The organism is Vibrio phycocola (assembly GCF_054404255.1).
Genome location: NZ_JBTAMQ010000001.1, coordinates 437,105 through 457,824, shown reverse-complemented (window position 1 = coordinate 457,824; position 20,720 = coordinate 437,105). Strand labels below are relative to the sequence as shown.

General features: G+C 43.2%; 19 protein-coding genes and 1 pseudogene. 10 read left to right on the top strand and 10 right to left on the bottom strand.

The window, feature by feature from the left end; all coding sequences use genetic code 11:
* Positions 1-6 precede the first annotated feature (6 nt).
* From ACXJY6_RS02215 to ACXJY6_RS02200, 4 genes are all read right to left on the bottom strand, one after another.
* Positions 7-888, bottom strand: a complete 882-nt coding sequence (locus ACXJY6_RS02215; protein WP_458767193.1) for an ABC transporter ATP-binding protein — start codon at positions 886-888, stop codon at positions 7-9.
* A complete protein-coding gene (locus ACXJY6_RS02210; protein ID WP_456051507.1) occupies positions 876-1,673 on the bottom strand; it encodes an ABC transporter permease in 798 nt (265 codons plus the stop codon). Before ACXJY6_RS02210 ends, ACXJY6_RS02215 begins: the two co-directional genes overlap by 13 nt.
* A gap of 14 nt (positions 1,674-1,687) precedes the next feature.
* Positions 1,688-2,680 carry an ABC transporter substrate-binding protein gene (locus tag ACXJY6_RS02205; RefSeq protein ID WP_458767191.1) on the bottom strand — a complete coding sequence of 331 codons (993 nt, stop codon included), beginning with the start codon at positions 2,678-2,680 and terminating at the stop codon, positions 1,688-1,690.
* Positions 2,681-3,119: 439 nt separating this feature from the next.
* Entirely contained in the window at positions 3,120-4,322 is a 1,203-nt protein-coding gene (locus tag ACXJY6_RS02200; protein ID WP_458767189.1) for a YbfB/YjiJ family MFS transporter, read from the bottom strand.
* Between the two features lie 122 nt (positions 4,323-4,444).
* Between ACXJY6_RS02200 and ACXJY6_RS02195 the strand changes: the two genes are divergently transcribed.
* Entirely contained in the window at positions 4,445-5,317 is an 873-nt protein-coding gene (locus tag ACXJY6_RS02195) for a LysR family transcriptional regulator (RefSeq protein WP_458767187.1), read from the top strand.
* On the opposite strand, the gene ACXJY6_RS02190 is transcribed toward ACXJY6_RS02195, so the two are convergent.
* Positions 5,314-6,246, bottom strand: coding sequence for a LysR family transcriptional regulator (locus ACXJY6_RS02190; RefSeq protein WP_458767185.1), 933 nt, complete (start codon positions 6,244-6,246; stop codon positions 5,314-5,316). The genes ACXJY6_RS02195 and ACXJY6_RS02190 overlap by 4 nt on opposite strands.
* 115 nt (positions 6,247-6,361) lie before the next feature.
* Between ACXJY6_RS02190 and ACXJY6_RS02185 the strand changes: the two genes are divergently transcribed.
* Together ACXJY6_RS02185 and gabT are read left to right on the top strand one after the other, a co-directional pair.
* The gene (locus ACXJY6_RS02185; protein ID WP_458767183.1) at positions 6,362-7,834 is read left to right on the top strand and encodes an NAD-dependent succinate-semialdehyde dehydrogenase; all 1,473 of its coding nucleotides are present in this window, start codon (positions 6,362-6,364) and stop codon (positions 7,832-7,834) included.
* A gap of 45 nt (positions 7,835-7,879) precedes the next feature.
* Positions 7,880-9,160, top strand: coding sequence for a 4-aminobutyrate--2-oxoglutarate transaminase (gene gabT / locus ACXJY6_RS02180; RefSeq protein ID WP_458767182.1), 1,281 nt, complete (start codon positions 7,880-7,882; stop codon positions 9,158-9,160).
* A 79-nt stretch (positions 9,161-9,239) separates the two neighbouring features.
* Here gabT and ACXJY6_RS02175 read toward each other — a convergent pair whose 3' ends face one another.
* Positions 9,240-9,857, bottom strand: a complete 618-nt coding sequence (locus ACXJY6_RS02175) for an HAD family hydrolase (RefSeq protein WP_458767180.1) — start codon at positions 9,855-9,857, stop codon at positions 9,240-9,242.
* 757 nt (positions 9,858-10,614) lie between these two features.
* Here ACXJY6_RS02175 and ACXJY6_RS02170 point away from each other — a divergent pair.
* The 7 genes and pseudogenes from ACXJY6_RS02170 to fghA all read left to right on the top strand — a co-directional run.
* Positions 10,615-11,256 (top strand): annotated as a pseudogene (locus ACXJY6_RS02170) (amino acid ABC transporter permease); the annotation flags it as partial.
* A gap of 174 nt (positions 11,257-11,430) precedes the next feature.
* The gene (locus ACXJY6_RS02165) at positions 11,431-12,135 is read left to right on the top strand and encodes an amino acid ABC transporter ATP-binding protein (protein ID WP_458767420.1); all 705 of its coding nucleotides are present in this window, start codon (positions 11,431-11,433) and stop codon (positions 12,133-12,135) included.
* Between the two features lie 14 nt (positions 12,136-12,149).
* A complete protein-coding gene (locus ACXJY6_RS02160; RefSeq protein ID WP_458767178.1) occupies positions 12,150-13,004 on the top strand; it encodes a phytanoyl-CoA dioxygenase family protein in 855 nt (284 codons plus the stop codon).
* A 40-nt stretch (positions 13,005-13,044) separates the two neighbouring features.
* On the top strand, positions 13,045-13,890 hold the full coding sequence (locus ACXJY6_RS02155) for an ABC transporter substrate-binding protein (RefSeq protein ID WP_456051498.1): 846 nt from the start codon (positions 13,045-13,047) through the stop codon (positions 13,888-13,890).
* Positions 13,891-13,940: 50 nt separating this feature from the next.
* Positions 13,941-14,672, top strand: a complete 732-nt coding sequence (locus ACXJY6_RS02150; protein WP_458767176.1) for a class II aldolase and adducin N-terminal domain-containing protein — start codon at positions 13,941-13,943, stop codon at positions 14,670-14,672.
* A 121-nt stretch (positions 14,673-14,793) separates the two neighbouring features.
* A complete protein-coding gene (locus tag ACXJY6_RS02145; protein WP_456051496.1) occupies positions 14,794-15,924 on the top strand; it encodes an S-(hydroxymethyl)glutathione dehydrogenase/class III alcohol dehydrogenase in 1,131 nt (376 codons plus the stop codon).
* A 105-nt stretch (positions 15,925-16,029) separates the two neighbouring features.
* Positions 16,030-16,869: an S-formylglutathione hydrolase gene (gene fghA / locus ACXJY6_RS02140; protein ID WP_458767174.1), complete on the top strand. Its 840-nt coding sequence runs from the start codon at positions 16,030-16,032 to the stop codon at positions 16,867-16,869.
* Positions 16,870-16,937: 68 nt separating this feature from the next.
* Here fghA and ACXJY6_RS02135 read toward each other — a convergent pair whose 3' ends face one another.
* From ACXJY6_RS02135 to ACXJY6_RS02120, 4 genes are all read right to left on the bottom strand, one after another.
* Positions 16,938-17,486, bottom strand: coding sequence for a DUF3156 family protein (locus tag ACXJY6_RS02135; protein WP_458767172.1), 549 nt, complete (start codon positions 17,484-17,486; stop codon positions 16,938-16,940).
* A 27-nt stretch (positions 17,487-17,513) separates the two neighbouring features.
* A complete protein-coding gene (locus ACXJY6_RS02130; protein ID WP_458767171.1) occupies positions 17,514-17,840 on the bottom strand; it encodes a P-II family nitrogen regulator in 327 nt (108 codons plus the stop codon).
* A gap of 33 nt (positions 17,841-17,873) precedes the next feature.
* Complete coding sequence (locus ACXJY6_RS02125; protein WP_458767169.1) at positions 17,874-19,325, bottom strand: APC family permease; 1,452 nt, start codon at positions 19,323-19,325, stop codon at positions 17,874-17,876.
* Positions 19,326-19,531: 206 nt separating this feature from the next.
* On the bottom strand, positions 19,532-20,662 hold the full coding sequence (locus tag ACXJY6_RS02120) for an NAD(P)/FAD-dependent oxidoreductase (protein ID WP_458767167.1): 1,131 nt from the start codon (positions 20,660-20,662) through the stop codon (positions 19,532-19,534).
* Positions 20,663-20,720: the final 58 nt, after the last annotated feature.

Sequence of the window (20,720 nt, the reverse complement as noted above, 5' to 3'; positions counted from 1 at the left end):
CTACTACTAAGACTCTGCTTTGTCCGCTATTTCAGTCATATCATTGTGAAGGAGTGATAGAATCTCTCTTTTCAACGAAATGAATTCAGGATCCATGACCATATCGAGAGTCCTAGGATGTGGAATATTGACATCTAGAATCTTCTGTATACGTCCTGGCTTCCCATCCATAACAAACACTCGATCACCCAACATAATTGCTTCATCGATATCATGAGTCACAAATACAACGGTTTTCTTACTGTGTTCCCACACTTGCAGCAGCAGTTGTTGCATTTGCATGCGAGTTTGGCTGTCCAATGCGCCAAATGGTTCATCCATCAACAGTATTTCTGGGTCATTGGCCAACGAGCGTGCAATGGCGACTCGCTGTTTCATGCCTCCAGAAAGTTGATTCGGATAGTTGTCAGCGAAGCTATCTAAACCTACTTCCGTTAAATATTTCTCAACGATTACTTTACGTTGCGCTGCAGGCATCTTCTTTTGCTTAAGACCAAATTCGATATTTTCAGCGACGGTTAACCAAGGAAACAAGGTGTAGCCTTGGAAGACCATGCCTCGATCGGCTCCTGGTCCGTCGACAATCTTATCAGCCACTCTGATCTTACCTTCAGTCGGATCATTCAACCCGGCTGTAAGATAAAGCAGGCTCGATTTACCACAGCCAGAAGGGCCAACGATTACTGCAAATTCATTCTTTTTCACTTCCATTGATACGTCTTTCAGAGCCGTAAAACTTCCGCCATTTGGCGTAGGAAATTTTAACGTGATGTTATCAATGTGCAGTTGAACTGTTTTCTTATCAGCTACTTCCTGAATATCAACAACGGAATTCTCAGAAGGTTGCGTTAAAGGCGTTGTCGACATTGGTTCGCTTAGTTGGCCCATGAGCTTATTCTCTCTCTTAGAATTTTGAAAAACTGATCCGTACCTAGGCCTAACAACCCGATCACAACAATCGCTAGGAAAATCACATCAACTTGGAAACCACGCATGGCTTTAAGACTGATGTATCCTAATCCGCTGGTCGCGGCGACAAGCTCAGCGACAACAAGGTAGGTCCAAGCCCAACCAATCGTGACACGTAACGTATCTAAAATACCCGGCAGTGACGCTGGTGCGATAACCTGAGAAACCACTTTAAATCGGCTGGTTCCTAGCGTATATGCCGCGTGTAAAAGGTCTTTTGAAACATTTCGAGACACATCGGATATCATCACAAGCTGCTGGAAAAAGACGCCAAAGAAAATAACCGTGACACGCTGCTCAATACCAATACCTATCCACAATATAAATAGCGGAACAAATGATGTTACTGGCAAATAGCGAATAAAGTTAACGAGTGGTTCTAGCAGTGACTGAACAATTTTAAAGCTTCCCATCAACATTCCCAGTGGAATAGCAATGATCGCAGAAACCCAAAAACCAATTAATACCACTTGCACACTTGCCCAAATATGTCCGATTAGACTGCCGTCCTCCACAAGACGTATTCCAGTTTGGAGTACGTCTAATGGAGAAGGTAGGAACATACTTGGCACTATATCGCTCATCGAAAGGATGAACCAACTGGACAACATTACGATCCAGCTGATTGCACCAGCACCTAACACTATCTTCCTAGGTAACGGTTCCTTAGGTGAAGTGAGCTGCTTAAAACTTATAGAGGCCATTGATGAATTCCTTTTTATTTGGCTGCGAATGAGCTATCAACTAACTCTTTGAATGTGACGCTGTACTCAATACCCAACAACTCGCTCCACGTTTCGTTTGCAAGCTTGATGATTGGAGATAAGTCACCTTCGGCGCCATCTTTGCCCAACAATTTGATGTTCATCTCTTTGTCATAAAAACGGACAGTCGCTGCAGCGGCAGCCAATTCTTTAGGATCAGATAAGTATCCACCAATGCCTTTTGCCATGATTGCGTAAGCATCTTCTGGGTTAGTTTTGGTGTATTCAACCGCACGATATAAACCATCAACAAGTGCTTGGACATCTTCAGGTTGTTTTTCGATCACATCACAATTAAGTGCAACAACATCAACGATTACGCCTGGAGTGCTACTACTATCAATGAGAACTTTGCCTGCATTGTTATTACGAACGTGAGTAAGGTTTGGTTCCCATGTAACAGCTGCTGGAACTCGACCCGCGATAAATGCGCTTGCGGCATCATCTGCTGTCATGTTTTGAACCGTGATATCAGACATAGACATGCCTTCATCTTTCAGTAAGTTCGACAACCAGAACTGAGATACTGACCCTTCATTTACCGCGACAGTTTTACCTTTCAAGTCCTGCATTGAGTCAATACCGTCTTGAACAACGATTCCATCACCACCAAAACTGTCATCAAGTACCGCAACAGCTTTGAAGCAAAATTTAGGGCGATATTTTAAAATTTCATCGATGGTTGATGCTGAGCCCGATAATTGACCAGATGCAGCAGCGGCCATGTACATTGAAGACTCTTCAATTGTAGTCAGTTCGAGATTTAATCCTTTCTCTTCAAAGTAACCCAATTCCTTAGCTAAATAGAGTGTTCCATACCCAACCCAAGTCGTATGACCTAACGAAATTGTTCCAGCATTTGCAGCACCTGCAGAGAGTGCCATTGCAGTCGCGGCTGCGATACTTACCTTAGCGGCTTTTTTCGTTACGTTTTTTATTAATGCCATTGTTATTCCTTCCTTTGGTTTCTGACTTTATTGATATTTAAATCGTTATGAACTTGATCCATATCATTTGTTTACAGTAGAAAACTTTCTGGAAGTTGATTCAATTATGTTTTTTTGTAACATTAAATTAATTTTATTAAAGCAAGTATTTTGCACCAAATTAGCATCTAACTAACATTAGAACGCACAAAAATAGGGCAGGAAATTAAATAAAGGAAGTTGGAGAGAATTAAAGCTGAGAGAATTAATTAAATAACTAACATATACATTTCAATGTTTTAAATTAAAAAACATTAATAATTAGATAATATTTAGAAGTGTAAAATTAGTAATTGGCACACTTGTTGGCAAAATAGACATGATATTAAAAAAATAAATTTAATTTCATGTCTACATTAGTTTTTCATTAAAACCGCCTAACTAGCACTTATAAACCTTGCTATATATTCACTTCTAGTCTATCACCTGAGTTTATTTCGTTTAACGTGTTGCTTCGAGCACGTTGAATACATGCGGCCCCGAATAGCACGACCACAGCCGCCATATATAACCCGGTTTGATAGTCTCCATTTCTCGCAATAATGACACTAACTACAAATGGGGAGAGTATCTGACCAATGCTATAACTGATTGTCATTCTACCCATCATTTGACAAGTATTACCTGGAGACAATCGACCTGCCACCGTCAATGTCATGCTCACAATACTAATAAAGGTACACCCATAGAGAACAGAGCCTAACAGCACTCCTTCTAAATTATTTAACAATACCGGTGCAGCAATACCCAGAGCATGTACTAAAAATGCAATCAACAGCGCGTTCAACATGCCTATTTTTCGAGCAATAAAATCCCAAATGATGCATGCTGGAATCGCGCAAATACCTATCAGCAAAAAGGCTAAGTTTCCTTTGCCCTCTGTTCCAGGCATCTGGTCAACAATTGCAACAATGAAAGTCGCACTTATTACAAAACCAACGCCTGCACAAAAATAGGCAGCCATTATTAAATTAATAAATCGTTGTCTTAATAGCGATACAGGGGAAAAGCTTGCCGTTTTTACGACTGTCTCATTGGCCGCACTCGGCATCCATAACCAAGCTGGAATAGAAAACAAGACAGCGAAGAAACACAGTAGCTCCCATTGCTCACTCCAATTGAGTTGAGGAAGTGATGCTTCGACCAGTAACGAACAAAAAACAATACCAATGCCTATCCCAGCGAAATGTATACCAAGCTCGCTTCTATATCCGTTGCGGGTTAACCAGTCCATGATCAATCCCGATCCCACTAAAAACCCAATCGCGCTTCCAAACCCAGCAATAAAGCGAAAAACGCCCCACAACAGACTGGATTCGGTTATTCCCATTCCGAATGTTGTCATAATCGCCATAAGTAAACTGACACGGTAAATAAGCTCTTTGATGTGAGCATCACCAATATAAGCGATAATAATGACACCAAATAAATAACCAATGTAATTAAAACTTGCCAGCCATCCACCAGCAGCGACTTCTAAACCCGCCTCGTTAATCATAATGGGTAACATTGGTGAATACGAAAAACGAGCGATGCCTAACAGTACTATTTGGCTTAAAATACCCGCGACCAATATTCGTATTCTTTGTTGATTCAGATTCATTATTTAATTTATTCGCCAATAGAGAGTTTAATTTTATGGTTCCTATTTTAACTAATTTTATTATTGGTAAATATCGCATAATATAGAATGAACCTATCTCTAAAATCGAATTGTCTGAAATTATGGAATTGCTAACTCTGAAAACGTTCATTGCGGTTATTGAAGAAGGGGGAGTGTTAGCTGCATCGAAACGTTTAAATACGGTTCAATCGAACGTCACGACTCGAATACATCGTCTAGAAGATGAATTAGGATCCCCACTTTTTCACCGCAGAGGTCGAGGGCTTGAGCTTTCCCCAGCGGGTCGAGTCTTGCATAACTATGCCAAGCAACTTTTACTGCTAGAAACCCAAACTCAAAACGCAATTCGTATGGTTGGTCAAAGCGAAGGTACGTTACGTATTGGAAGTATCGAAACATTTGCCGCCGTCCACCTGCCCCATGTTCTTAGAAAAGTCCGAAAACAACATCCTGATGTAGAGCTCAATGTTCAAGGTAGTACTAGCCAAGATTTGCTCCAGCAAGTGCTCGACTTTAAACTTGATTGCGCGTTTGTTGTTGGACCAATCGACAGTGATGAGTTGCGCTATCAAGAGGTAATGAAAGATGAACTGGCATTTGTTCGCTCAAAGAATGACTGCTCATCAGAAACGATACTGATTCAATTTAAGGATGGGTGCACCTATCGAGCAAATGCGATTTCCTGGATGAATGAACTCGGGCGTCCGGTGGATGAAATAATGGAAATTGGTACCTTAGAAGGGATTCTTGGTTGTGTCGCGGTGGGATTGGGTTCAACGCTAATGCCAAGAACAGCCGCGGAGTTATCACGCTATTCTGACGATCTCATCATAGAACAATTACCTGTTCATTTATCGTCAGTATCAACCAAGCTTGTTACCCATATCGAGACGCCACCAATGGCGTGTGTACAAACGTTAGCCGCCAGCACCATAGGGTTAACCGACCAAAGAGATTGGCCGACGGTATTTTAATCGGCGTTGCGCTCAAATACTAAGCTAAAGGCATTCTGTAATAGCTCAACCTTACGTGTCTCTCTGGGGATTTTCTTTTGCACCAAAGAGAGATCAAACTGATAGGTCAATATGCTGGGTTGAATGATTCTAAGTAATCCCAAGTTGAGCTCATTTTGAATGTAGCTTTGCGGCATGTAACCTAAGTATTTACCCGACAATATCATCGCTTTACGCATATCAAACTGATAAGAGCGAGCGTTAAGATTTAGCTTCGTTAACTGCTCCCGCCCCTCTTGGTGGATATCAATTCCTGGATGAATTGTCGATGCGGACGCAAGCTTATCCGAAGTAATTTGACTGTCAACGAGATTAAAAAATGGGTGTTTCTCGCCACAACACAGATATATCGGCTCGCTCGAAAGTGGACGATAACTCAACCCTTCGATCGGTTGGTATGCAGGAAAGATTCCGATATGGGCCTTATCTTTGAGTAACAGTTTTTCTATGTTCGAAATCGAATCTCCGTCGAGAACAATGTGCAGCCCGGGCGATTCTTGATGCACTATCTCAATAACGCTCGCAAGTCGCGTCTGCTTGGTCTCATCGAGTTGGTCCGCGCACAAGATAACAAGTTCGCCACTGAGTTCTTTACTTAATGTTCCCACCATCAATGAAAAATCATTCAGCGACTCAAATAAATCAATGATCGACCGATAGACGATTTGTCCTTCTTCAGTCAACGAAAATCCAGCCCTGCCTCGTAGACAAAGTTTGAGATTCATCCGCGTTTCCAGATTGGTCATATGAACACTGATCGTCGACCGTGTAATGCCGAGCGCTCCTTCCGCTGCCGCAAACCCTCCGTGCTCCACCACAGATACAAATATGCGTAACAAGCGTAAGTCATACTCGGTGATAGGTCTTGGGATAATCGAATCAGCGCGCATTAAAATCCTTAATGTTTTATATACTTCAAACATAACGTTAAAAGTTTAATATTTAACCGCGAATGTATTTACTATTCAATAGAAAAATACTCAGCATTGGAGGCACAGACAAAACATGGACAACAAACAACAACCCGATTTACACGACGCACAACTACTGAAGTGCTTTTCTTATATCAATGGAAGTTGGCATAGCAGTGCCTCGCAACTTGATGTTACGAACCCAGCAAATGGAAATATCGTAGCGACAGTAAGTAACGCGGGCATTGTTGAAACCGAACTCGCAGTGAAAGCCGCCAAAGAAGCTTTAGCATCATGGTCGGCGAAATCGGCCAATGAGCGCGCAATTCTATTGAGAAACTGGTTCAACTTGATGATGCAACACCAAGATGATCTGGGCAAAATCTTAACCTTAGAGCAAGGCAAGCCGCTCGCGGAAGCAAAAGGCGAGATCGCATATGGGGCCGCTTATATTGAATGGTTTGCTGAAGAAGGCAAGCGTGTTTACGGAGATACCATCCCTGCGCCATCTGGTGATAAACGTATCATTGTGATTAAACAACCTGTCGGTGTTGTCGCATCAATTACACCGTGGAATTTCCCCAACGCCATGATTGCTCGCAAAGCCGCTGCAGCCCTTGCTGCCGGTTGTACATTTGTTGTACGCCCAGCGACGCAAACTCCTTTATCTGCTTTAGCCATGGCAGAGTTAGCTGAGCGAGCTGGAATTCCAGCTGGTGTGTTTAATGTTGTCGTTGGTGATGATGCGAAAGGAATGGGGAAAGTCCTTACTCAGCATCCAGATATTGCTAAATTTACGTTCACCGGTTCTACCGCTGTCGGCAAACAACTCATCAGTCAGTGTGCAACAACCGTGAAAAAAGTCTCCATGGAACTCGGTGGTAATGCGCCATTTATTGTCTTTGACGACGCTGATATTGACGCAGCGGTTCAAGGCGCTATGACATCAAAATATCGCAACGCGGGACAAACATGTATCTGTAGCAATCGGATTTTTGTTCAGAAAGACGTACTCAACGAATTTACAGAAAAATTCACGGCAGCCGTTACTGAACTTAAGCTAGGCGATGGCTTGAATGAAAGTACACAAGTAGGGCCAATGGTCAGTAGCGCCGCCGTTCTTGATGTCGATACCCTAGTGAACGATTCCATCGCAGCAGGTGCCACGCTTATACTTGGTGGCAAGCAAGATGCTGCCGGTGATGCTTTTTATCAGCCAACCATCTTAACGAACGTCACTAACGAGATGCCTGTCGCTAAGAACGAAATATTCGGGCCAGTCTCCCCTATCATCGCATTTGAAGATGAAAGTGACGTTATCACTTTAGCCAATGATACCGAATATGGCTTGGCCGCCTATTTTTATGCTCGAGACATCGGCAGAATTTGGCGAGTGGCCGAACAGCTCGAATACGGCATGGTTGGTATCAATGAGGGGGCTATTTCAAATGCCGCTGCGCCTTTTGGTGGCGTCAAGCAATCGGGTAATGGGCGTGAAGGGTCCAAATATGGCTTGGATGATTACATGGAAATTAAATACTTATGTATGGGTGGCCTAGGTCGCTAATCGCCTTTTTAATTATCTGTTAATACGATTAATGAGAACAACATCATGAACAATTCTGAATTACAAACAAGAAAAAATGCCGTCTTCGCTCGCGGCCAAGGTAACGCCTATCCCGTCTTTGTTGAAAAAGCAGAGAACGCTGAAATCTGGGATGTCGATGGCAACCGCTATATCGATTTCGCCACTGGCATTGCCGTATGTAATACCGGGCATAGCCACCCAAAAGTGACCAATGCCGTAAAGAATCAAGTCGAAAAATTTAGCCACACTTGCCTGATGGTCAACCCTTATGAAGTTGCGGTTGAATTGGCAGAAAAGTTGGTCAAAATCGCTCCAGGAGACTCAGAGAAGAAAGCGGTCTTCTTAAACAGTGGCGCTGAAGCTGTTGAAAACTGTGTAAAAATTGCTCGAGCTCACACAGGTCGTCGAGGGATTGTTGCATTTAATGGCGCGTTTCATGGCCGCACCAATTTAACCATGGCGATGACCGGTAAAATCACTCCATACAAACATCTATTTGGACCTTTCGCCGGTGATGTATATCACGTGCCTTACCCGATTGAACTCCATGACGTATCAGTAAAAAGTGCACTGACCGCGCTAAAAAACCTATTCAAAGTCGATATTGATCCATCTGATGTAGCGGCAATCATTATCGAGCCGGTTCAAGGTGAAGGTGGCTTCTATTCTGCGCCTACAGAATTTTTAGTTGCTCTACGCAAGATATGTGATGAACACGGGATTGTATTGATCGCAGACGAAATCCAAAGTGGATTTGGTCGTACCGGTAAAATGTTCGCGATAGAATATTCCAATGTCGAACCAGATCTTGTTTCAATGGCAAAAGGTATCGCTGGTGGCTACCCATTATCGGCCGTGGTTGGTAAAAGCGACATCATGGACGCACCGTTACCTGGTGGTTTAGGCGGTACATACGGTGGTTCTCCGGTGGGTTGTGCCGCTGCCTTGGCCGTATTGGACGTGATTGAAGAAGAGAATCTAGTTCAACGTTCAAACGAGATTGGAATGATCTTTAATAAAAAGCTCAATGCGCTAAAAGACCAATTCCCAGATCAAATCCTAGAGGTTCGTAACCAGGGATCGATGATAGCCCTTGAACTGGTTTCCAATGGTGATGCCGATCAGCCGAATACCGAGCTTACCAAAGAGATTATTGCTAACGCACAACAATATGGTTTAGTGCTGTTAGCGTGTGGATTCTACGCCAATGTGATTCGTTTCTTGCCAGCATTAACAATGACAGATGAAATCGCAGAAGAAGGTCTAACCAAATTTACTGAGCTATTTAAAGCATTAGCTAAGTAACCTCAATCTCCAGTTATCAGGTTGTCACACTTGATAACTGGGTTTTCATTTCAAGCGAACTCACTCGATTAAACCGCTGTCACTCTCCGTATTGAATTCCATACTTTGCAAACGTTGCTTTGATATCCTCGGGCCCAAAGACACGTTCGGCATTGAGGCCTAATTCGCGGGCTACGAGAACATTTTTCTCGCCATCATCAAAAAACAGAATCTCTTGCGGTTGACAGTTCAACGCAGTAATCAGCTTTTGGTAAATCTCGACGTGAGGTTTCATAACACCAAACTCGATACTGGTGAAAGGGTTATCCAATAAAGGTAAAAAGGTATTGCGTTTAACCAGCATATCCAAATGGAGGACGTTGGTATTGCTAAGTAAGCTCAAGGTATAATTCGGTTTAAGCTTTTCTAACATCTCAACAATGCCAGGGAAGTCATCTTGGACAATATTGCGGTAACAATGCTCAAACTCCTCGGGTGTCACCACGAGGTTATTTTCGTCCATCAACTGCTTTCTAAACGTATCGAAGTCAATTTTACCCTCCTCAAACGCCGTTGCGGCAGGTGAATTAGCCCAACGCTGATGCATTTCTTCAAATGGAATATCTTCTCCCAGTAATTTTGACATTTGACCGTGCCAATCGATTTGTACCAGTACGCCACCCATATCAAATACGAGATGTTTAATTTCTGTTTTCATCAAGGTTCCTTTTGGCTGATTTCGATGTTTTTATAATATGAATAAAAGTGAAACAAAGATGGCGTTATTAGCAGATTTTATATATTTAAGTACACTACTAATGTTCAGTACTTTTAAGACATTAAAATCTTAATCAGTGTCGAAAAACTAAAAGTTACGTTTATATCGAACTACATTTTCGTCAGACGGATATTTTAATCCAATTAATAACGCTTACACCAATTATTTATAGACAGTAAAATTATAAGAAAGCCCCATGCCTAACCACAGAGTATCGACAATAACTCTTCATTTCGACTCCAACGACGTATCTGCATAAGTTTTTTTCAAGCAAATCTTCCTACACCTAACACTAGAAATGGCGCTAAACCCTGCTGTTCTAGCGACTTAGGGACAAGGTTCCATTTTAGAAAATTATCCTCTTACAGCGAACAACGCCCAATCGTGATGCACTTTCTAATTCCCAGCCAATATCTAAATATCAATCACTTTATTTACCTTGCGCTTAAATTCGTGCATGAATGAACTATTTTAGGGCAAAACAAATAAGCAATAAAATATAAAATTTCGATCATCTAAGAATATTTTCCGTTACTAAAAAATAACGATTGAATAGTTTTTTTTAAACCATGAGACAAAAAAAAATAATTGCTACCAATACAATTTAAACGACATAGTAATTACACAAATTTGAGATATTCATGATTAAAATCAATATTGTATTTTATTAAATATACTAGGGAAAGGTAGCAAATTTATGGTGTTTGATTGGAACTATATGTTCAGTTTATTTAGTTTGGCTGATTTCTGGTTAGCAAGTTGGACTGTTATAAAGTTAAGCTTGGCCACATGGATCCTCAGTATTATCTTGGGTTTTGTTCTCGCATTAGGAAAGCAATCACGATTTGCGATTCTATCAACACCATCAAGAATTTATATTTGGTTCTTTCGTAGTTTACCGCTGCTCGTTCTCTTAATTTTTGTTTACAACATACCCCAATTAATCCCAGCAACCAGTGTGATATTGGCTGACCCTTTCACCGCAGGTTTGATCGCAATGGTTTTATGTGAGAGCGCGTACGTCGCGGAAATTCACCGTGGTGGCTTGTTAGCGGTTCCTAAGGGACAAGGAGAAGCGGCCAAAGCATTGAGTATTCGCTTTGTCGGTATTCAATGGTTGATTGTCATTCCTCAAGCATTGCGTGTTGCACTACCCGCTTTAGCCAATGAATATATTTCAATCGTTAAGCTTACATCACTGGTATCAGTCATTTCTTTAACCGAAATTCTAATGGTGGGGCAACGTCTCTATAGTCAAAACTTTCTTGTTCTAGAAACCATGTTTGCCGTAGCAGTGTATTACGTGTTTATCGTGACAGTGTTCGATTTTCTACTCACTCGTTTAGAACAATACCTTGATGTGACCAAAGGGAACGATACAAAAAAACCATCAGAAAAATTCATTAAACAAATCCAGAGCACACCTGCTCCGTTAACAAACTCTCTTGAGAAATTTGATGGACCAGCGCTTAACGCGACTAAGCTACATAAAGCGTATAACAATGTCGAAGTATTGGGTTCGGTTAATTTAAGCATTAAGCCAGGTGAAGTGGTCTCGGTCATTGGGCCATCGGGATCAGGTAAGACAACATTAATTCGATTACTAAATGGACTTGAGCAACTAGATAATGGTGAAATTGATATCTACGACCAGCCTTTTTTAAAGCTCTCACGCCACGGCTCTGCCAAACCTCGCTTAATTGAACACCCTGAGCATCAAAAGAAAATAGGTATGGTGTTTCAGAGCTTCAATCTATTCCCTCATTTAACGGTTCTAAAAAACTTAATGCTGGCCCCAAGCTATAACAAAATCGCATCTAAGCAAGAACTAGAAACACAAGCCTACCAGCTATTAGATAAAGTCGGGATGTTGGATCACGCGTGGAAATACCCGCATCAACTTTCTGGTGGTCAACAACAGCGAGTGGCTATTGCGAGAGCACTGATGATGAGACCACAGATCATGCTTTTCGATGAGCCAACCTCGGCATTAGATCCAGAAAAAGTAAATGAAGTACTGCAAGTCATCGAAGACTTAGCAAAAGAAGGGATCACTATGGTGATTGTGACTCATGAAATGAACTTTGCCTTCAAAGTCTCAGACCGTGTCGTCTTCATGGAACAAGGTCGGATCGTTTGTGATGAGCCCCCTCAAACGCTACGTGAAGGCAATAACCCTCGCGTCCAAGCTTTCCTCAAGGATGTATCTTTTACCTAAATAAGGAGTGACTTATGATTGAACAATGGCAGATAGATCAATACAACGAACAAGGCTTTCTCGTCGTTGAAAATGTGTTAGACCAACAAGAAATTGCGGCCCTTCAACACGACTTCGATACATGGGTAGAAGAGAGCCGTCAACACATGGAACCTTGGGGCGAAACGCTGGATGGCCGTGCTCGGTTTGATATCGAAAGCGACCATACTGCCGATCACCCATCGTTGCGACGAATTACGTCACCCACTGAAATATCTGATGCATTCAAGCACGTAGCACTTGAATCCAAAGTTGCTCAAATAGCAGGCCAACTCGTAGGAAGTAAAGGGGCTCGATTACACCATAGCAAAGTAAATTCTAAGTTACCCCGCACTGCAACGGTTGTGAAATGGCATCAAGATTTCCCATTCACACCCCATAGTAACGACGACTTAGTAACATGTTTATTGATGCTAGGGGAAGTCAATGAAGCTAATGGGCCTTTACAAGTCGTTCCAGGGAGCCACAAAGGTCCTTTATTCTCCCACTGGGACGGCGATAAGTTCACCGGCACCGTAAACGAAGATGTACAAGAAACACGCTGTAAAACGCCGATCTCTTGTTATGGATCGCCCGGCACAGTTTGTTTCATGCACACCAGATTACTGCATGCTTCAAGTCCTAATGAATCCGATTTACCGCGCACTATTTTCATCAATGTTTATGCGGCAGAAGATGCGTTGCCATTTGGGTATAACCCTCTTCCTAGCAGTGATTCAGGCACCATAGTATGGGGCTCTGAAAGTGGTGAAATTCGTACTACAGAAAACACCATGAAGCTGCCCCCCAAGCCAGATGGCGCTTCATTTTTTGTTCAACAAGCGGACTAGTCCGTAACTTTTTTAACTCACATTAATTAAAGGAATAATTATGACAATCACTAATCGCACTCTACAGAAAGCTATTCGTTCTGCGACTATTGGCCTTATTGGCACAACCTTGGCAATAAGTTCTGGTAGCGCATTAGCGTTTAAAGAATCCGGTAAAATTATCGCCGGTTCTGATATGACATTCTTCCCGTATGAGTACATGGAGAACAATAAGCCAGCTGGATTCGACATTGAATTTCTTGACGGCCTTGCAAAAGTGATGGGGTTAGAAGCTCAAAACATCGATACACGTTGGGCAAATTTAATTCCTGGGCTACAAGGTGGCCGCTTCGATATTACTAACTCCTCGATGTACATTACCGAAGAGCGTATGAAGGTGATTGATATGATTCCATACTTAAAAAGTGGAGAGTCTATCATCGCTATCAAAGGTAACGAATATCAGCCTAAAGTACCTGAGGATTTCTGTGGACACAAAATTGGGTCAATGGCGGGTACCGCTTGGTTGAAACAATTGCAAAAACTTTCAGTAGAATACTGTGAAGCCAACAATTTAGAACCAATTATGATCAGCGAATATCCAACTGACCCTGAAACAACACAAGCAGTGCTTTCTCGAGCCGTAGAAGCTCAGATCACCGATGCCGCAGTTGCTAAAGGCATTATTGACAAAGTTGGCAACCGCGTTGTGATTTCATCTGAAACTCTGATTTACCCTGTCCTTAATGGTTACGGTGTAAAGAAAGGAAACGACGAAGTTAAAAATGCGCTTATTGAAGGATTGGAGAAGTTCAGCAAAACGCCTGAATACACCGCATTACTGGAAAAGTACAGCTTCCAAGCGCCAACCGCTGAAGACATTGAAGCTCTCGTCCCTAAATCATAATTATGATAGCTGTGCTCAGAGAAATCTGAGCACAGATTTTGGAGTCTATTGTGGCACTTTCAATTGAAGAAGAATTACGCATCGACCTCGCAGCATCACTACGCATTGTTGCGAGTTTAGGGATGCATGAAGCGGTCGCTAACCATTTCAGTGCTGCGGTTTCCGATGATGGCAAACAATTTCTAATCAATCCAAAATGGAAGCACTTTTCACGTGTACGCGCGAGTGACCTATTATTAGTTAACGCTGATGATGAATCGAGCGCCGAACAATTTGGTGTTGATAGAACCGCTTGGTCGATCCATGGTCAACTGCACAAACGATTACCGCATGTTCGCGTCGCAATGCACCTGCATCCTGTGTATACCACTGCTGTATCTACATTAAAAAATCCAAGTATTCCACCCATTGATCAAAACACTGCTCGTTATTTTAATAGAGTTTCGGTTGATACTATGTTTGGTGGTATGGCTGATACCGCTGAAGAAGGCGCGCGACTTGCCGGACTGCTCGCTAACAATCGTCGATTATTAATGGGCAACCATGGTGTGTTAGTTGCTGGAGATAATATCGGTGAAACCTTTGACGATATTTGGACACTTGAACGCGCCTGTCAGATTCTTATTACGGCGATGTCTTCCGGCCGCCCTTTGAATATTTTATCCGACGAAGTTGCTGAAAAGACGGCGAGAGATTGGGAGGGTATTACCGATTTTTCACGACAGCACTTTGAAGAAATGAAACAAATCATGATTGAACAAGATTCTTCTCTGTTAGACTGACCACAAGCATGAATTCAATTCGATACAGTAGCGTTAAAAAATTTACGCCTGACTTATCAATACAATCAATCTCTTACTATTTAGAATAATAAGAACGTAGAACACTTAATAAGGAGTTTAAATGACTGATCAATTCATCAAATCCAAAGCTGCAATTGCTTGGGGCCCGAATCAACCATTGTCTGTTGAAGAAGTTGATGTGATGTTACCACGCAAGGGCGAAGTGTTAGTCCGCATTGTTGCCAGTGGCGTGTGCCATACCGATGCTTTTACTTTATCAGGTGAAGATCCTGAAGGTATTTTTCCAGCGATATTAGGTCATGAAGGCGGCGGAATTGTCGAACAGATCGGTGAAGGTGTCACAAGTGTTTCAGTTGGCGACCATGTTATCCCACTTTACACGGCAGAATGTGGCGAATGTAAATTCTGTACATCGGGAAAAACCAACTTATGTAGTGCCGTACGTGAAACCCAAGGCAAAGGACTTATGCCAGATGGCACGACTCGTTTCTATAAAGATGGACAGCCAATCTATCACTATATGGGCTGCTCAACGTTTTCCGAATTTACCGTATTACCCGAAATTTCGTTAGCCAAAGTCAATAAAGATGCCCCACTCAAAGAAGTGTGCTTACTCGGCTGTGGCGTTACAACGGGCATGGGGGCGGTTCTCAATACAGCTAAAGTTGAAAAAGGCGACAATGTGGCGATTTTTGGTCTTGGTGGTATCGGGCTATCGGCGATCATTGGGGCGAAAATGGCGGGAGCAAATCGCATCATCGGAATTGATATCAATGAGAGCAAATACGAGCTTGCGAAAAAGCTTGGCGCGACAGACTGTATCAACCCACGCGATTATGACAAACCCATTCAAGATGTGATCGTCGAAATGACCGACGGTGGTGTTGAGTATTCATTCGAGTGTATCGGTAACGTCGACGTTATGCGTTCTGCACTAGAGTGTTGTCACAAAGGATGGGGAGAGTCAGTTATTATTGGTGTTGCGGGTGCAGGCCAAGAAATCTCAACTCGTCCGTTCCAATTAGTGACAGGTCGTGTATGGCGCGGTACGGCATTCGGTGGCGTAAAAGGTCGTTCTGAGTTGCCTGATATCGTAAACCGTTATATGGATGGCGAGTTTGCCTTGGATGACTTTATTACTCACACCATGGGGCTAGAAGGTATCAATGACGCCTTTGACCTAATGCACGAAGGAAAAAGTATCCGTAGTGTCGTTCATTTCGATAAGTAATTCTGACGAAAGAAAATTAAATAACGAAAGCGATTAACAATCACATTGAAACAGCCTTAACAACCTCATTAAGGCTGTTTTATTTTTGGCAAAAGCGGAGCAGCGATGAACCTCGAAAAGATAAGTCAAACTAAAGTGGCGAACGGTTGGCATAAACAATATCAACATGACTCTAGTGCGACAAACTGCACCATGCGGTTTGCCATTTTCTTGCCGCCCAACGCAAGCAAAGAAAACAAGGTACCCGTTTTGTATTGGTTGTCAGGATTGACCTGTGATGATCAAAATTTCATGCAAAAAGCAGGTGCATTTAAAAAAGCCGCCGAATTAGGCATCGCAATTGTCGCACCCGATACCAGCCCGCGCGGTGAAGGCGTACCCGATGACAACGATGGTGCCTATGACTTTGGCTTAGGAGCCGGCTTTTACGTCAATGCCACTGAATCACCGTGGAACACGCATTATCACATGTATGACTATGTGGTGAATGAATTGCCTAGTCTTATCGAAGCTCATTTTCCTGTTAGCGATAAACGGTCGATCTCTGGACACAGTATGGGTGGTCATGGCGCGCTAACCATCGCGTTAAAAAATCAACAGCGCTTTCATTCAGTCTCAGCATTTAGCCCAATCTGCAATCCGATCGATTGTCCTTGGGGGCAGAAAGCATTTTCTCATTATTTAGGGAACGATAAATCGACTTGGGCACAATTTGATGCCAGCGAGTTACTCAAAGAAGGATCGACACTGCCGATTCTGGTAGAACAAGGCGAAGCTGACCAATTTTTAGATGAGCAGCTAAAACCCCAACGACTGATCGAGGCCGCAAAGATAAGTGGCGCAGATTTGCAACTCCGAATGAGAGCCGATTATGACCATAGCTATTTTTTCATTAGCAGTTATATCGACAGTCATCTAGAGTTTCATTCGCAATATCTGAAGTAGTTTGACTAAAAACAAAAAGGAACGTGTCTATCTGTCTGACACGTTCCCATCAAAGTATCGATCGCTATTTATATTTTCTGAATATGGGAGCCAATAGTTTTCAACGCTTCCGCCAATGGGAGTATTTGCTCTGGCGGAAGGGGTATGGCGGTGCGGACTGGCGGTATTACCATGTAGGCCATTCCACCACCATAAGGCGTTAAAGTGCATTGAACTATACCGTCTTTTATATCGAAGACTAAGCTATCAAGATCGACCGAAAGCAAGGTCTTTTTTAGCATGTCATCAGCATCTAACGTTGATAAAAGCTGAGCACATTCCTCTCCATTGGCTTTGCCGGTAAAGACACCACCTCGTGACCCCTTGAATTCAATTCTGCCATGACATTGTTCAGCTATTGGATGAGAAAATACAATATTCATTGCGCATGTACCTCCCATCCAACGTTTCCTAAAGTCAGGCCTAATTCTCAAGTTGGCGAGTTCGTCAGGCAAGCGACTGAATTGAACAGTGCCCTCATCTGCTTGAGCCGCATCCCCCCAGTATTGAGAGAACGCTAACGAATGATTGTAAAGAGCGGACTGCGCCATTGTGAAAGCATTGGGTTTTACACTCATAAAGCTCTACCTAGGTTAATGAATCCACTACTCTTCGTCTTGCTCACCGGTACGGATGTTGTAGCTCTCCGCAACTGGGATGACAAACACTCGACCATCGCCCCGATTGCCGTCACCGGTACGCGCGGCTTTGATAATAGTCTGAACTGCGTCGTCTTTCAGATAGTCTTCAACCACCGTCAGAATCATTTCTTTAGGGAGATCTTTATAACTGATATCTCCCACTTTAAGCCCACTTTGTCGGCCGCGGCCAATGACAGGCACTTTAGTAAGCGCTTGAATATCAGATTCTGCAAGAGCATCTGTCACTTCGGCTAATTTTTCTGGGCGGATAATTGCTTGAACTAAAAACATAATAAAATCCTTTTTAAATTTGGGATACTGAAATCACACGGTCTTTGGGCGCGAGTCCGGTTGGATGCTAAATGTGGCCTGAATACCGGTCGGTGCCAGATCATCGTTAACTTTTTTCCACTCTGATTGCGCTTCTTTCATTTCTAACGGTTGGAACAGAGGCTGTTTAACCACAAACTTCAACCAGACCACCGCATACACTAACGCAAGCACAACCATTATTCCGACAAGGTTATAGATTGCATCCGCCATCTCAGGCACGGGTGCGATATTTAAGATGGTATAACCGATCCCTAATGAACCAAGAACTTGTGGCACGGGATAGAACCGAGTCTTGTATGGACGACGCACATTTGGATAACGGAACCTTAAAATAATGACATTGATATGCGCGATAATGTAACAGAACAACCAAGCGCAACATGCTGACAAGATGTAGACAATTAAATTAGGTGAGTTGGCAATGCCACCGAAGAAAAATGCGCCAATGCCGCCTGACATAAATAGGATACCGACCCATGGTGTGCGGAATCTAGGATGAATCTTTCTAAATACTTTAGGTAACTCATGACTCAACGCCATTCCATAAAGCATCCGCGGTACCACACCAATAACGGTATTAATCGTACTGGCACTAGCAAAAATAGATACGATTGAAATCCAAATCATTCCCGGTTTACCTAGCATCGCTAGAGCCATATCAACGTGAGGATGATTAGATGACGCAAGTTGTTCAGCGGGGACATATTTCAATAGTGCAAAACCATACACTAGGTTCACGCCAAAGATTACGATAAGACCGGCAACCATAGCTCGTGGAATATTTTTCTCAGCTCTCTTGGTTTCCTGAGCTAAGGGAGTCACAAACTCGATTCCTATGTATAGCCAAATGGCCAATGCCGTTAAACTAAACACTCCCGCTCCCATGGCGTTAAAAGGAATGTCAGCGAGTTCTGGAGCTGGCAAAGCACCTATCCCTGTAAGTCCAATAATACCTAGTAAAGCAATTGAAATAATCATCGTAAGCGTGAAGAGGATTTGCAAGCGAGCAAAAATATCGACACCAATAATATTCATCACCATAAGGAATCCGAGAATTAGCCCCCCAAGTAAAATGGGTGACAAACTTGGAAAAAAGGTTTCAGTCAGTACCGACCCTGCTACAGTGAGCTCAGCAGGTACCGCCAACAGGTTTGGTACTAAATATCCTAGTAAGGTTGCGACTACGGCGGGCAATGCTCCCATTGCCACACGTGTGTAGGTTCGAATGCCACCAGAAGCTGGCATCATACACGCAAGTTCTGCGTAGCTTTGCGCTGAAAAATGCTGTAGCACCCACGCCGCAATCATTGCAATAACAAAGCCACCGCCCGCTATTCCCATTCCTTGGCCAAGCGACACTAAGGTACTAGATGCCACTACACAGCCAACAGCAACGGCAAAACAAGACCAAAAGCCCAGTGTCTTTTTGAGGTTAGTCCCCATTGTTGTATCTCCTTTACATTTCGTTATGCTTAACATTCCTTCGAAATCTACGTGTTGCTCGTCACTGAGCCTGCGATCACTTCTATCCAATCATTAGCGCTATTTGGATTGTGCTCGAAGCTTTTTGAGTGACAAGTTACCCTTGATCCTATTCTTCAACGACATTTCTGTATTGCAATTTTGCGACATTCCTTTGAAGATAATGCCTATAAAGTTCGCCCTGAAAAGCGTTCATAACTCAGCCCACTAATATCGACAGACGGGGTTTCATCGCACGCTAATTCGGCTAATACGGTCCCGACCGAAGGCGCGATCCCAAAACCATGCCCTGAGAGTCCACACCCCAATATTAATCCTGGAACATCCTCAACTTTGCTTAGAACAGGGACTTTGTCTTCACACAAATCAACAATGCCAACCCAACTTCGCACCACTTTCGCGTGTTTCAGCGCAGGAATATAGCTAAGAATTCCACGACAGGTGTCTGCTGTTGCTTCTATTGGTGTATGGTCCGAACTCTGTTTAACAAGGCTTGAATCTAAAGGTGAACCGCCGCCGAAAACAAACGACCCATGACTCGTCTGATGCCCATAAAAATCGGCCATCGCAGTGCCGAGCATTTGATAAAACATTGGTGGTTGTGCGTCTGTTATGAGTGTATCCAAAGCAATGGGTTTCATTGGCACATCGACGCCAACGGTTCGAGAAATTGGCCGACTTTCAAGGCCTGCCGCTAAAACAACTCTGTCTGCTTCAAAGATACCACCAGCGGTCACAACCGTACGCAACTCACCGGCCACCATTTTCAAAGAGAGTACATCCTGTCCGGTTAAAAAGGTGACTCCGAGCTTTCGCGCAGCATTATGGAAAGCTAACGTCGTCTGTAGCGGATTAGCATGACCATCACTTGGGCACCAACTCGCTCCAATAACTTCATGTGACAAATGTGGGCAAATTTCTCTGACTTCTTCACCGCTGACCATCTTTACATCGAGCCCTTGACCGACCGCGATCTCAGTTAAGCCCTTAAGAATATCGATATGGTCATCGGTTTTACCTAAACGCAAATTACCATGTTGGTAGTATTCGACATTTGTCCCTAACTCTTCTGAGAGGTTCGGCCACAAGTTTTCAACGCCGTACATCGCCAATGGAAGTTCGCGTTTATCTCGCCCTGATTGGCGCACCCCACCCCCATTGCGGCTGGAACCGCCGTACCCCATAACCTGGCTTTTCTCCAAAACGACGACCGACTTTCCTTTTTTTGCCAAATAGTAGGCGGTCGAACAGCCGATGATTCCACCGCCAATGATGATGACATCTGCATTTGTCTTCATGTTGTCTCTCTTTTGCAATGATGTGAAAGAGCCGAAGCTCACTGCCACATACTCTAAG